The organism is Exiguobacterium abrahamii (assembly GCF_015645365.1).
In the GTDB taxonomy this organism is placed as follows: Bacteria; Bacillota; Bacilli; order Exiguobacteriales; family Exiguobacteriaceae; genus Exiguobacterium_A; species Exiguobacterium_A abrahamii.
In genome coordinates this window covers 341,224-354,947 of record NZ_JADOYC010000001.1, presented here as the reverse complement: position 1 = coordinate 354,947, position 13,724 = coordinate 341,224, and the positions used below count along the sequence as shown (strand labels likewise).

Genomic DNA, 13,724 nt, shown 5'->3' with positions numbered 1-13,724 from the left:
AATTCAGCTATTAACGGAGTAACTGGAGTACACCTTGGGGTTGCTGATTCGCTTGTGCAAGCATTGCTTGTGCTGCTTGAGCTAAAATTGAATTTTTCGTTTGGTTCATCATTTCTTTAGCCATGTCAACATCACGCACTCGTGATTCTGCAGCTGTTAAGTTTTCTGAAGATGTTTTTAAGTTGTTAATTGTATGGTCTAATCGATTTTGGTTAGCACCAAGTTTAGAGCGTTCAGCTGATACAGTTTCGATTGCAGTATTGATTGAAGTAATTGCAGAGTTTGCAGTACTTTGTGTAGATACATCAATTCCAGAAGTCGTAGCAGCTAAAGAAGTACCCGAAGCAGCAACGTTCGACGTTGCAGAACCAGCAACACCTAGAGTTTTTGCATCCATAGCTTTAATTTCTAGTTCAATATTTTGATCTGTATTTGCACCAATATGGAAAGTTAAAGAATCACTACCAGTAACAGCAGTACTAGAACCATCAGCAGCTCCAGTTAGCAATTTTTTAGTGTTGAACTCTGTATTATTTGCAATACGTGTAACTTCTTTAGCAAGTTGGTCAACTTCTTTTTGAATTTCACCACGATCAGTCGATGTATTAGTATCGTTGGAAGACTGAACTGCTAGTTCGCGCATCCGTTGAAGAATGTCATGCGTTTCATTCAATGCACCTTCAGCTGTTTGAATCAATGAAATTCCGTCTTGTGCGTTACGTCCAGCTTGGTCTAAACCACGAACCTGAGCACGCATTTTTTCAGATATTGCAAGACCAGCTGCATCATCTCCTGCTTTGTTGATGCGAAGACCTGAAGCGAGTTTCTCCATTGACTTGCTTTGTGCTGCAGAAGCTGCAGACAATTTGTTGTGCGTGTTAAGCGCAGTTACGTTGTGATTGATAATCATTGTAATTTCCCTCCATAGGATAAGTTTTTTGTCTCTTTGAAGATCCGTCTTCTCCGAGATGTGTCCCCTGGCCGGCCCAAGGGTGACACGGTAGAATTAGTCGATGACTGCTTCCACCTTATATATCGTCGTCCACTCGAAATGTTTAACAACTTTCTTCAAAAAAATACAAAAAAATCGCACATCTGGTTTGGATGTACGATTTCCCTATAGTTTAGAGACGTGTCGCTCCAGTCTCTTCCTGTAATTGTTCTGCTACTGCTACAAGCTCTTCCATTGCTCCATTGACTTCACCAAGCGATGCCGCTTGATGGCTTGACGCCTGCAAGACTTGCTCTGCGTGCTTCGATGCTTCCTCAACCATTGCAAGGATATTTGCTGTCGTTAAACCGACCTGATCAATTTCTTGATCCGATTTGACGACGAGCTGGTCAACCGATTTAACTCGTGAGTAGACGTTCTCTGTCGAATGATGAATCTCTTCGAACGACGATCCTGCCTGCTCAACGAGTCCGACACCTGTTGCGACTTCACTTTGAACATCGGTCATTGCATTCGCAGTATCGTTAACAAGACGCTTGACGCCAGAAATCAAATCGGTGATCTCTTTTGCAGAGGTCGCCGTCTGTTCCGCAAGTTTTTTGACTTCTGCTGCAACAACGGCAAAACCACGTCCCGCTTCGCCTGCGCGTGCCGCTTCAATCGATGCGTTCAAGCTGAGCAAGTTCGTCTGTGCCGAAATGTCACTGATGACATCCGTGATTCGTGAGATCTCACCTGTCATATCCGTCAGTCGACCGTTCAGTGTCGCTGATTGTTCCATCTTCTTCGAAATCATATGCATCGCCTCGACAGAATCTGTCGCAAGCGTCTTCCCGTTCTGGGCTTCCGTCTGCATGACCGTCGCTGATTTCAACGCTTCGTTCATCTCTTTTGCGACTTCATCCATCGTCCGTTTGACGGCACCAAGGGCATCCATCGACAAGTAGGCTTGATCGACATTTTCGTTCATCTTCGCGGATAACTCTGCCATTGCTGAACGAATGCTTTCACCTGACGCATTACCTTCCTGGACTGCTGCTGCGATTTCTTGTGCGGACGCTGTCAGCTTATCGCTTGAATTGCCCATCTGTGTCGCTTGTTTGCGAATATGTAGAACCATGACTTCGAGTTCATGCATCAATTGGTCGACTTCATCGCCGCGCTTCGCTTCCTCGAAATCGACGTTGAAGTTGCCGTTTGCGACTTCGCGTGCCGTCTCTGTTGCCTTTTCGATCGCTTTGATTGGTTGACGTAGGATTAATTGCGTCAACGACGTTCCAATCAACGATAACAATAAGCCAATCCCTGCTCCAATCCAAATCGCGTTCGTATCCGCGACATCAAGTCCCCGGTGGAGATAAAGCACAAGCTGGGCTGAGATACCACTCGTGACGACTGAGATGGCCAAGACCCAAAAGAATAACCGTACCTTCAAGTTGCTTCGTAATTTACGCATAACCGAAACTCCCTTTCCTGTATCTTCTTTCACCGTCCTCTCTATCGGTTTCTTTTGTAACCGTTTTAAGTCAGTTGACCCGATTTTCAAAAACGATTCCCAGCGAGATGACAAAAATACATCAAAAAGAGTGATGGACCAAATCGTCCATCACTCTCTCTTTCTTATTTCCGCTCAATCTCAACATACTTATACGAGATATCCGTTCCGACATTGTGACGGGCGAGATTTTTGACTTCCGTGTTTTGCAAGAAGGCGTTCTTCCGTTGGTAGACCGGTGAGATCGCTTGATCGTCGAGCAACAAGCTTTCCGCTTTACTGAGTAACGCAAGACGTTTGTCTTGATCGAGTTCACTTTCAGCCTGTTTCAAGAGACGGTCATACTGCTTGTTCGAGTAGTCCATCATGTTGAACGGGTTACCGGTCGTGAACAAGTTCAGGTATGTCGTCGCATCCTGATAGTCCGGAGCCCAGCTCGCAAGTGACAGATCGTAGTCCCCTCGTCCTTCACGGGCGAGACGCTCTTTCTTCGGAAGCGACAACAGTTTCACGTCGACATTCTGCTTCTTCAACGCGCCTTGGATATACTCCCCGATTTTTTTCGAGACGTCGTCATCTTCGATCAACATCGTCAACTCAAGATTTTGCTTCGCCAGCACTTTGTTTGCCGCTGCTACATCATATGACGATTCGATTTGACGCGCACTATCGTATTTCGGATCAAGTTCTTTTGGCACGATGTAGTCAGCAGGGAGTGATCCGTTTCCGAGCAACGTTTCCGTTATCGCTTTTTTATCATATGCCGCGTCGATTGCTTGGCGTGTCTGTTTATCTTTTAAGGCATCCGTCTTTTCGTTCATCCGGATGAAGAACATCCGCGAATCACTGAACGTGTTGTACTCTTTTTGATCCTTGTACGTCACGACGTTCTCCGAGTTGAGTGGCGCGACATCGAGTTCACCTGACTCGAACAAGTTGATCGCAAGCATCGGATCCTTGATGATTTTCACGTCGACTTCGTCGATTTTGACGTTCTTCCGGTCTGCGTACTCAGCGTTTTTCGCGAGCGTATAGCCTTGCTCGGCTTGATATTTCTTGAATGTAAATGGTCCGTTGTAGACGTTCGTCTTTGGATCCGTTCCGAACTGGTCGCCTTCAGCTTTGACGATGTCTTCCCGGACCGGCATGTACGTGCCGAACGTCGTCATGCTGAGGAAATATGGTGTCGGACGTTTCAATTCGATTCGGAGCGTCTCATCGTCGACCGCTGTCGTTTTTTCGACTGGCTCGAGCAAGTAAGCGAACGGTGAGTTCGTTTTAATGACACGCTCGAACGCATAACGGAAGTTCTCTGCTGTGACGGGCTTTCCGTCAGACCATTTCGCATTCGGGTCAAGCTTGAACGTATAGACTTTTCCGTCTTCAGACACGCTATGTGATTTCGCTGCCGCCGGAACAAGTTCGTTGTTCGCATCGAAGCGATAGAGTCCTTCGTAGATTTGGTTGAAGATATTTGATGTGATGGCGTCTGCCGGGTCGACCGACAGGAGGTCGTAACTCTCCATCGTATGCAGGACCTTTTTGTCCGCCTGTTTGTCTTCTGCTGGTTCTGTCGTTGCACATCCTGCTAATAGGACTGCCGTACTCGCCGCTGCGATCAATGTCTTTTTCATGTGTAGTGCCTCCTGAGAAATATGATGAGCGTTGGATGATTCGGCATACCTTGACGTACAACAAAAGGCGCCCTCTACGCATAGCTAACAGCTAATGCATAGAGGACGCCTGTATCCGCGCGGTGCCACCTCTGATTGAGACGAAAAATCGTCTCCACTTGTCGCTGGTCCAACAACCAGCTAGCCCGGTAACGGGGGCAACCGTCCTGTCTACTCGAAGGTTCAACAGGCTCTCAGCGGTCCATTCTCGTTCAGCTTACCGTGTCAGGCTCTCACCATTCCTGACTCGCTTGGTCGGCAGTGTTGACGATACTTACTCCGCGTCGTCGATGTAATTGATATGGCTTAACTTGTTGTTTACTTTACACGGCTTGTTTTTCGCTGTCAACGAAAAAAAACTCAGAACGGATGATCTTCTTGTTTTTCTTGCTCCCGACGGACCGGACGTGGTCGAATCGGTTCGACATGTTTGACATGTGTTCGTGTAACGATTCGGTTACCGAGTGCTGCATCGACGAGAATCGTGATTGCTGCTGCCATGTGTAAGAGCATCCCGACGACCGGAATGACACCGACCGTTGATGCGACAATCCCGACGATGTTCCCTTTTGAGACATTCCCGGCACGTGCCGTCAATACGACGACGACGATGTGAAACGCGAGCATCAACCACAGGGCATTGTAACCTGAGAAAATGACGATTGAACCACCTAAGAGCGGAATCCCGAGCACCGCTTCCATTCCACCTGATACCCACTTCAACGTCCGCAATGAATCCTGTCGACTCTCCATGACGTCGCCTCCTCTTTTTTTCCATATGTCTAGTATACGACGGATTGCAGAAAAGGTTCCAACGTTTTTGTTTAGTTTCTGTAATAGTAATCATAAAAAAAAAGCAATCGACGAATGTACTCAAGTCTTGCTCCCTTTCCTCAGGCGAGACACAAGCCGCGACTCTTTCGCTTCAAGCAAAGAGCCGGGTCTTGTTTGTCTCTGACAGCGCAACTGCGCTTTTTCCTGTAGGAGTGGAGCACCTTGAGTGTCCAGCATGCACTGGAATATCCGTCAATCGCTCATTATTTTAGACCGCCAATACGTGGAACTGATAGCCACGATGTACGACAAATCCCGCTTCTTTGTAAAGATCAAGCGCACGATCATTATCCGTCTCGACGTCGAGCTCAAGTTGTGTCCGACCTGTCCGGAACAACGCTTGAACCATCAACTTCAGCATCTTTTTGCCGTAACCATTACCTTGCGCTTCTGGACGAACCGCAAACGCATGGATGCTCGCTTGTGTATCGGAAGCAAGGTAAGCACGGATGACACCGACCGGTTTGCCGTTTGCGACACCGATGAACGTAATCCGGTCGTCAGATTCAATCGCTTGATAGATTGACTCCGCTTCTTCGTCCGTATTGCCGAACGATTTACCAAGCGTCTCGACGATGAACGGACGATCGTCCGCTGTCGCTTCTCGTAATTCGAAATCCGGATCGGCTTTTAAGAACAACTGCGCCTTTTTCAAAATCATATTGTACTCCGTCATCCGGTACTCAGCACCTAATCCTTCGAGGACAGCTTGACCTGACTCACTTGCATCGTCAATAACGAACATAAATGCTTCAACGCCTGCTTCCGTTGCCCGCGCCCGTGCTGCTTCAACGAGTGCCGTGAAGATGCCTTGTTTCCGGTAATCTGGATCAACGAAGACATTCAATTCCCACTCCGTCGGTAAGTACGCGAATGCTTGTAAATATCCAATCAATTGCTCGCCATCATAGATTGCGAAATCGTTCTCGCCGACCCAATCGGCTGCGACCTTTAATTCAATGCCATCATGATCGTTGACACATTTTTCGAGTTGTAATACATCTGTTGTTTGTTTGACGTCTGTGACGTTCCATTCCATATTCATTCACCTCATTTTCAACTATACCGAACGAACAAAAGAAGCACTAGCAAAAGCTAGTGCTCATTGCAGTTTGAATGTCTTCATCATCTGCGGGACGTCCTTGACGATCAAGTTTTCGATCGCTTTTTTGCCGACAGCGCCTTTGACGGCTTCCGTCGGTAAGACGTAGTAGTACGTTTTGCTACCTTTCGTCCCGAGATATGTACCATATCCGATTTCACGGTCGAACTGTTTTTTCGAGAGCTTCTTCGGCTCGTAGTTCAAGTTGACGAGCAACTGATCCGCTCCTTTGACTTTATAGTACAACGCGAACGTGCCGCTCCGCGTGACGACACCGTATTTCGATTTGACCGTCTTGTTTTTGACGAGCTCGACTTTATCTTGTTGGATCGCCTTTTTTAACGCGTCCGTCGTTTTGACGGTATAGCCGAACGATTCGTTCGCGACAACCCCTTTACTGTATGTCACGTTACTTGCAGAAAAGCCCGTCACCGGAGTCAGACATGCTCCGAGTAAGACTCCTGTCATTGCGATTCGTTTCATGCTGACTCCCCCTTAAAATGATCGATAGTAATGGATTCCCTTTTGTGAAATAGGTAAACTCTATTCTCGAAAAAGATTTGACGGAATTGTCTAAATTTCTTACGATAGGGATAACGAAACGAAATGGGGTTAAAGCGATGACTGAACAAGAACAATTAACGCAAGAACAGCTCGATAACTTGCTCAAGAATGCGTTTGCAATGCAGGTTCCGATCCTCGAGAAGTTCATGAAGGATACACACGATCGTTATGCACTCGCAACGACGTCATTCAAGCGTGACATGGAAGCGATGAAAGAGACGGAATGGCATCAGTTCTTCGCGAGTAAACTGTTACCACACTTCTTCCTCGAGCACCTCGGATTCGGGGCCTCGTTCCGCTTCAACGGTCATGATAAGGAAGTCGATCTTCCGGAAAACGTCGTCCCGGTCCGTAATGATGCCGATGAGCAAATCGACAAGGTCGTCCTTGGGGTCAAAAAGGCGATGCAAGATGAGCACATCAAGAATCACGATCTCGTCGCGAACTTCTATAAAGAAACACTCGAACTCGCGTGCCAGATGGGTAGCCGTGTCGGGATGAGCGATGAGTTCTATACGCTCGTCAAACCAAGTCTTGTTCATGCGAACGAAGGCGAATGATTTTTAAATTCTACCAACATTAATAGGAGAACAGTTTCTGTGTGATACGGAAACTGTTCTCCTTTTTCGTGTACCTATTCCAGAACGAAGTAGCTTATCCGCGACTCCTACAGGAAAAGAAAGTGCCAATAGCACTTTCGTCAGGGATTAGTCAGACCCGGCAGATGGCACGGAGTGCAAGATGCCACGGCTTACTCCCGCCTGCGGAAAACAAGGATGACGGAATCGTTCGTCAGAATCCTCTACCATTCTATGCCATCAAAACCGAACGTAGAACACTGCTCCCCCACCACTTCGGTCGCGAACACCATAATCGAATTGATGACTATCGAGAATCATCCGACTGATCGCAAGACCGAGTCCATGCCCGGCACTGCCTTCTTGTTTGACGTAGACATCCCAGATCGTCGCCCGGTCTTCTGCTCGGACTCCCGCTCCTTCATCCTCGACCGTCAATTCGTCATGCGTTAAGCGAACCGTGACCGCCCCGCCGACGGGTGAAGCGAAACGGGCGTTCATCAGAAAGTTGATCAAGACACGTTCGAACATGCGTGGATCAAGGGACTGCCTAACCGGTTGTAGCTCCGTCGCCAACGTCAGTCCTGCTTGTGTGAACGTCCCGCGCAGGCGTTCAACTGTCGCAAGCACGAGTTCATCGAGTGCCACATCCGTTTTTTCAAGCGGCATCCGTCCACCGGCAAGCTTCGAATAAAGCAACGTCTCATCAATCAGATGACCGAGTCGATCCGTCTCCTCGATGATACTCGTCGTCACGTCGGGCAGTTCAGCGACGGGAATGACACCTGCCGCAAGTGCTTCGGTCTCGTTTCGAATAATCGCGAGCGGCGTCCGCAAGTCATGGGTGATGCCGGCAATGAACGTCTTCTGTAGATGATCCTTCTGCTTGAGTTGCGTCTGCATCTCGTCGACCGCGTCAATCAACTCCCCGACTTCATCCTTCGGTCGCGCCGGCAGGACGACGTCCGTTTCGCCAGCACCAATCTTTTGAGCAACGGATCGAAGCGTGACGATCGGTCGTGTCAGGTGTCGTCCCATATAGTAAGCGAGTAACGATGCGAGTAATAGGGTCACGAGTAACGCGAGTCCGATCGCGAGATAAACACCACTCAGGGCACTACTCGCTAGTGGTGCTTGCCGGACCGTCGTGATGCGCGTTCCGTCAACCGTCAACTGATACGTCAGCAACCGTTCGTCTTGCACTTCAATGACATCTTCCTTCTTGAGATTATCAAGAAGTGGCAACCGCCCCGCCGGTCCGCGCGCCCCGATCCGTTGCGTCAACCCGTCGGTCGTCAAAAATCCTTGGATGTCACGCGGTATCGGCGTGTCGGCTTCAATCGCTTGTTTAATGATGTTCGCTTCCCGGGCAAGTTGATCGTACCGTTCATTTTCTGCGAACCGATTGACGAGAAACGCCGTCAAGACGAAACTGAGAATCCCCATCACCAGCAAGGGACCGACGACAGCGTATAAGAACTTCCGCATCAAAGGACGTCGTTTCATTCAATCGCCTCCAATCGATAGCCGACCCGGTGGACCGTCTTCAACTGTTGTTTAATGACGGGTAACTTATCCCGCAATTGTTTGACGTGCGTGTCGACGGTCCGTGTATCACCACCGAATGCATAGCCCCAGACGTCGTCGAGAATCTGATCCCGACTGAGTGCCTCACCAAGATGTTCAATGAAATAGAGCAACAGTTCGAATTCCATCTTTGCGAGATTGACCGCCTGCTCTCCCGCTTTGACTTGGCGTCCCTTTTCATCGATCGTCAAGTCACCGAACGTATGGCGAGCGACCGGACGGACTTTTAATGCCCGTTCAAGCCGAATCGTCAACTCCTTCAGGACGACTGGTTTGACGAGATAGTCATCGGCACCGAGTTCAAGTCCGAAGACGCGATCATCGGCCTCGCCGCGCGACGTCATCATGAAGACGACCGGCGGCTGAACTTGTGATTTGATACTTGGTACAAGTGACCAACCGTCTCCGTCCGGTAAGCGGACGTCGATCAAAACGGCATCAAATGCCCTCGTCAGGCACTGTTTCGCCTCTGCTAATGAACCGGCAATCGTCACCTCATACGCATGGTGCCGGAGGAAACGTGCCGTCACCTGCGCTAATTTTTGTTCATCTTCAATCAATAGTACGTTCATGGTCATCCCTCCACTCTTAGTGTAGCGCCTTTTTGCCTACATTTGCCTTTCTTCGCAGTTTCTTTGCAACTTCCTCACAACTTCTCTTTCGTCACCCTCTACCATAAAAGGTGAAAGGAGTGATCAACCCATGACATTCAAAAAACAATGGATCACTGCATTGACAATTAGCGCATTAACAGTCGGAGGCGCATCAGCATACGCTGCGACGAACGACGACTCGAACACAACAAAACAAGCGAAACACGGGCACCACTTCGAAGGTATGAAAAAGCACGACATGACGTTACTCTTGAAAAAATTGAACCTGACACAAGCCGAGGCAGATGCTGCCCGGGAGAAAGGACAATCGATCGCTGATCTCGCAAAAGCAAAAGGGATCTCGTTCGCTGATTACAAGAAGGCAGAACTCGCAGCAGCGAAGGAACAACTCGCAAGTCTCGTCAAATCAGGCGACTTAACGCAAACGCAAGCAGACGACATGTTGAAGCGCCAAACGGAACGGTTCAGTAACGTTAAGAGCTACGCTGAACTCAAAGACAAGATGCCGATGGGTCGCCACGGTGGACCAGGTTTCTTCAATGAATCATTGATTGCTGACGTTCTGAAGGCACTCGGACTGAGCCAGTCGAAGTTCGATGCAGCGAATCAATCGCTTGCTGCTTATGCGAAGGCACAGTCGATCAAGTTCGCCGACTATAAAAAAGCATTGCTTGCGGCGCAAACAAGCGAACTTAATCAACTCGTCAAAGACGGGAAGATGACGAAAAAGCAAGCAACGGAAATCAAGTCTCGTCTGACCGAAGAATATAAGGACGCGAAGAGCTACGACAATCTTCCGGATCGCGGCGAACACGGCAAGCGTGGTGACCATGGACCGGGTGGTGTCTTCGGTGATTCGACATCCGCGATTTTAAAAGCACTTGGACTCGATGAAGCGAAATTCGAAGCTGCAGAGCAATCCCTGCCTGAGTTCGCAGAAGCGAACAAGATCGCTTATGCCGATTTCGAGAAAGCCGTCCTGACAGCACAAACTGCTGCGATTGATCAACAAGTCAAAGATGGTAAGCTGACAGAAAAACAAGCGAAGCAGATCAAGGAACACATCCAGTCCCGCGCGGATGAAGCTTCAAGCTACGCTGATCTCAAGAAAGGTCCAGCACGCGATGGTGGTCATGGTCGCGGACACGGACCTGGTCCGGACGGTGACATGCCGGGCGCACCGGACCAAGGAACGGATACGGATCCCAATGCCAGTGATACGTCCGTCGATTTAGCGATTTAAGGATGAAACCGAAGCTCTTTCATGAGAGTTTCGGCTTTTTTGTGTTCGATTTAGGACAGATGTCTTTTAATCATGATTTTTATATACTGGTTTACTTTTTTGAAAAATAAGTCTATTCCTTGAACGAAGGTTGCAATTTCCATTTCCTACACCCGATACTAGTAAAGAGAACGCTAGTATTGCAAGGAGGTGACGTGGATGGCTTTTCATGAAGCGATGAATCGGATTCGTCAATCCGACACAGCCCCACTCTATATCGGTGGACTGGAAGTGTCCCGTCCGGAAACGGCGGAAGCCTTCTTTCAGCAACAGACAGATGCAATCTTTTTATTCGATGCCTCTGGAACGATCATCTATTTCAATGAACAGTTACCAGACATGCTCGGCTATTCCGCTGAGACGCTCTATGAGCATTTCGCCGTGTTCAATCCGCCAGATCAGATTGAAGCGGTGACTGCCTTTTTCACGCGTGCCTTAAGCGGTGAGACCGTTCATTATACGGCGCAAGGACTTCATGCTGACCAACACCGGGTCACATTGAAGATTACGAACATGCCGGTTGAACAAGACGGACAAGTCATCGGTGTCTACGGAGTTGCGCGCGATATCACACGTGAGAAACAACTCGAAGAAGATGTCTCGTCGATTCGTTCTCAACTTGAACTGACGGAACAGATTCCGGAACTCGTCGTCTTTCACTTCGATGTTCAAAAGCAAACGATTGAATTCTCCCCTGCCTTACTGCATTTTTTAGGTCTTTCAGAAGTCGACGCGACGACGCTCGACCAAGAACAGTTATTTAGTCGGATTCATCCACGTGACTTCGATCCGCTCCGGTTCGAGATGGAACGTTTGATTGCAGGTGAAAAGGAACGTTTTGAAATGGAAGTCTCCCTGCTGACCGCTGATGATACCTATCAGCTGTTGCGTTTGAAAGCATTCCACCGTCCACATCATCCAGATCATCTATCGGTCGTCCTCTATGATTTATCGGAAGTCGACGAAGCACGACGTCAACTTGTCACCGAACGGGCACAGGCACGTGAAATCTATGAAGCCGTTAATGCCGCGATCTCACAAATCGACTTGTTCTCAGGACGAATCCTGTTTCACTCTCAAGGGTTTCTGCACATCTTTGAAGAATTACCGAAGGATTTAATTCTCAGTCGTGAGTGGTTGTTCGAGCGGTTGGACGTCCGCGATCACGCGGCGATGAAACAGTTCATTAGACGGTTGGTCGACGGTCAGGCTGGCACGATCCAGTACCGCCTTCACTTCCCGGATGGTCGCGTCAAATGGATCGAGGACCAACAGATCCCGGTCTTCCAACTGGACGGCACGATTGCTTACACGAATAGCATCATGCATGACATCACGCTTCAAAAAGCGTACGAAGAACAATTACGCCAGCTTGCTTTGCGTGACGCCGTGACACATCTGCCGAACCGGCAGGCACTCATCGAAACGATCGACGCATGGCAAGAAAAGAATCAATCGTTCTTCGTTCTCACTGTCTCCTTCAACCGGATCGCTGAGATCAACAACGCCTTCGGACACGGTTCCGGTGACCAGTGGCTACAAGGAACGGCAGCCTTATTACAACAAACAAAACCGGACGAGACGTTTCTCGGGCACCTTGGTGGCGATGAGTACGCCTTGCTCGTACCGACGAGCTATAAACAGGACGTGACGACATGTGCTGAGGCACTACTCGACTTATCAGAAACACCGATCTCGATCGAACCGTATGCCTTGTTCGCGCGAATCTCGGTCGGGGTCAGCCGGTATCCGGAAGACAGTACGGACGCTGTCGAATTATTGAAGCATTCCTACACTGCCTTACGTCGCTCACGTCGTGAAAACCACAGCACGATGCACCACTACGCATCGAATCTTGATATCGATTACTACCGACGCTATCGTCTTGAGCAGGACTTGCATTATGCGATCGAGCGCAATCAACTGTTCCTCGAATATCAGCCGAAAGTCGATAGCTGGACCGGAAAAATCGTCGGTCTCGAGGCATTGATTCGCTGGCAACACCCGGAATGGGGACGGATTCCACCAAATGATTTCATTCCGCTTGCTGAAGAGAGTGCCTTACATGTCGCAATCGGGGACTGGGTCGTCGAGACGGCGTGTCGTTCGATGCAGCACTGGAAAGCAACAGGCGCAGAGCTCGTTCCGATTTCCGTCAACGTCTCACCAAAACGATTCTTGATTCCTGGTTTTGAACATCATATCGAGCGGATGCTCTCAACGTATCAGCTTGCACCTGAATTACTCGAACTCGAAATCACGGAAGCGGCCTTGATCATGGATGACCCGATGACGAGTCGGACACTTGAATACGTCAGTCGGATCGGTGTTCGAATCGCACTTGACGACTTCGGGAAAGGCTACTCCTCGATGGTCTATCTGCAACGGTATCCGATCAACGTCATCAAGATTGACCGACAGTTCGCGACCCACATCACGGATGACGCCAAAGCCCAAGCGATCGTCAAAAGCATTCTCTACATGGCAGGTGAGTTCAATCTAACGGTCGTCGCAGAAGGCATCGAGACGCTTCGTCAGCTCGATACGTTCCGAACGCTCAATTGTCCGAGTATCCAAGGCTACCTGTTTAGTCGCCCGGTTCCAGCGGACGTCATGGAATCGTTCCTCCTGCGCGAGATCTTGTATCCGATCGAAGCCTGTTCCTTGTCGAGCGATACGGTTCCTCGCTTCTCTGTCTCAGGAAAGGTTCGCATGTTAACGCATCATGAACGCCCGTTCGAACTGCCTTTTTCGGACATCGAAGCCCATCAGACGAGTACGCGGGCGCTCTACTTTTCAACGAAGACACCGTTACCGTTGTCGGATGCGACGTTTGAGATTCGCTTAAGTGAAGGATTACAACTCGTCACGTGTACGGTGACGATCACCGGACAGGAAGATGAACAATATATCGGCGAATACACGAATCCGACAGAAGCGGAACAGATCATGCGCTTCTTCCAGTCGTTACGCTATCGCCCTTGACCTCTCCACGAAGACGTTCACACACGTCTTCGTGCTTTTTTGTTATAGTAATCGTAAA

At 49.1% G+C, this 13,724-nt stretch carries 11 protein-coding genes and 1 other annotated feature; of the genes, 3 read left to right on the top strand and 8 right to left on the bottom strand.

Features of this window, described 5'->3' with window-relative positions; all coding sequences use genetic code 11:
* Positions 1 to 10: 10 nt before the first annotated feature.
* From hag to ITJ88_RS01695, 6 genes are all read right to left on the bottom strand, one after another.
* Positions 11 to 910: a flagellin Hag gene (hag, locus tag ITJ88_RS01720; protein WP_195864510.1), complete on the bottom strand. Its 900-nt coding sequence runs from the start codon at positions 908 to 910 to the stop codon at positions 11 to 13.
* A gap of 214 nt (positions 911 to 1,124) precedes the next feature.
* On the bottom strand, positions 1,125 to 2,408 hold the full coding sequence (locus tag ITJ88_RS01715) for a methyl-accepting chemotaxis protein (RefSeq protein WP_195864509.1): 1,284 nt from the start codon (positions 2,406 to 2,408) through the stop codon (positions 1,125 to 1,127).
* 164 nt (positions 2,409 to 2,572) lie between these two features.
* Complete coding sequence (locus ITJ88_RS01710) at positions 2,573 to 4,081, bottom strand: peptide ABC transporter substrate-binding protein (RefSeq protein ID WP_195864508.1); 1,509 nt, start codon at positions 4,079 to 4,081, stop codon at positions 2,573 to 2,575.
* A gap of 98 nt (positions 4,082 to 4,179) precedes the next feature.
* Positions 4,180 to 4,417: a binding site (T-box leader), on the bottom strand.
* A gap of 63 nt (positions 4,418 to 4,480) precedes the next feature.
* Positions 4,481 to 4,873, bottom strand: a complete 393-nt coding sequence (locus ITJ88_RS01705) for a hypothetical protein (RefSeq protein WP_195864507.1) — start codon at positions 4,871 to 4,873, stop codon at positions 4,481 to 4,483.
* A gap of 289 nt (positions 4,874 to 5,162) precedes the next feature.
* Positions 5,163 to 5,993, bottom strand: coding sequence for a GNAT family N-acetyltransferase (locus tag ITJ88_RS01700; RefSeq protein ID WP_195864506.1), 831 nt, complete (start codon positions 5,991 to 5,993; stop codon positions 5,163 to 5,165).
* 63 nt (positions 5,994 to 6,056) lie between these two features.
* A complete protein-coding gene (locus ITJ88_RS01695; protein ID WP_195864505.1) occupies positions 6,057 to 6,539 on the bottom strand; it encodes a hypothetical protein in 483 nt (160 codons plus the stop codon).
* A gap of 137 nt (positions 6,540 to 6,676) precedes the next feature.
* On the opposite strand from ITJ88_RS01695, the gene ITJ88_RS01690 reads away from it, so the two are divergent.
* On the top strand, positions 6,677 to 7,180 hold the full coding sequence (locus ITJ88_RS01690; protein ID WP_023469278.1) for a hypothetical protein: 504 nt from the start codon (positions 6,677 to 6,679) through the stop codon (positions 7,178 to 7,180).
* A gap of 258 nt (positions 7,181 to 7,438) precedes the next feature.
* Here the strand turns inward: ITJ88_RS01690 and ITJ88_RS01685 are convergent, their stop codons facing one another.
* Positions 7,439 to 8,704, bottom strand: a complete 1,266-nt coding sequence (locus tag ITJ88_RS01685; RefSeq protein WP_195864504.1) for a HAMP domain-containing sensor histidine kinase — start codon at positions 8,702 to 8,704, stop codon at positions 7,439 to 7,441.
* Complete coding sequence (locus ITJ88_RS01680) at positions 8,701 to 9,357, bottom strand: response regulator transcription factor (protein ID WP_195864503.1); 657 nt, start codon at positions 9,355 to 9,357, stop codon at positions 8,701 to 8,703. The genes ITJ88_RS01685 and ITJ88_RS01680 overlap by 4 nt, the downstream gene beginning before the upstream one ends.
* Before the next feature lie 130 nt (positions 9,358 to 9,487).
* On the opposite strand from ITJ88_RS01680, the gene ITJ88_RS01675 reads away from it, so the two are divergent.
* Together ITJ88_RS01675 and ITJ88_RS01670 are read left to right on the top strand one after the other, a co-directional pair.
* Positions 9,488 to 10,642, top strand: coding sequence for a hypothetical protein (locus ITJ88_RS01675; RefSeq protein ID WP_195864502.1), 1,155 nt, complete (start codon positions 9,488 to 9,490; stop codon positions 10,640 to 10,642).
* A gap of 198 nt (positions 10,643 to 10,840) precedes the next feature.
* Positions 10,841 to 13,666, top strand: coding sequence for a sensor domain-containing protein (locus ITJ88_RS01670; RefSeq protein WP_195864501.1), 2,826 nt, complete (start codon positions 10,841 to 10,843; stop codon positions 13,664 to 13,666).
* Positions 13,667 to 13,724 lie beyond the last annotated feature (58 nt).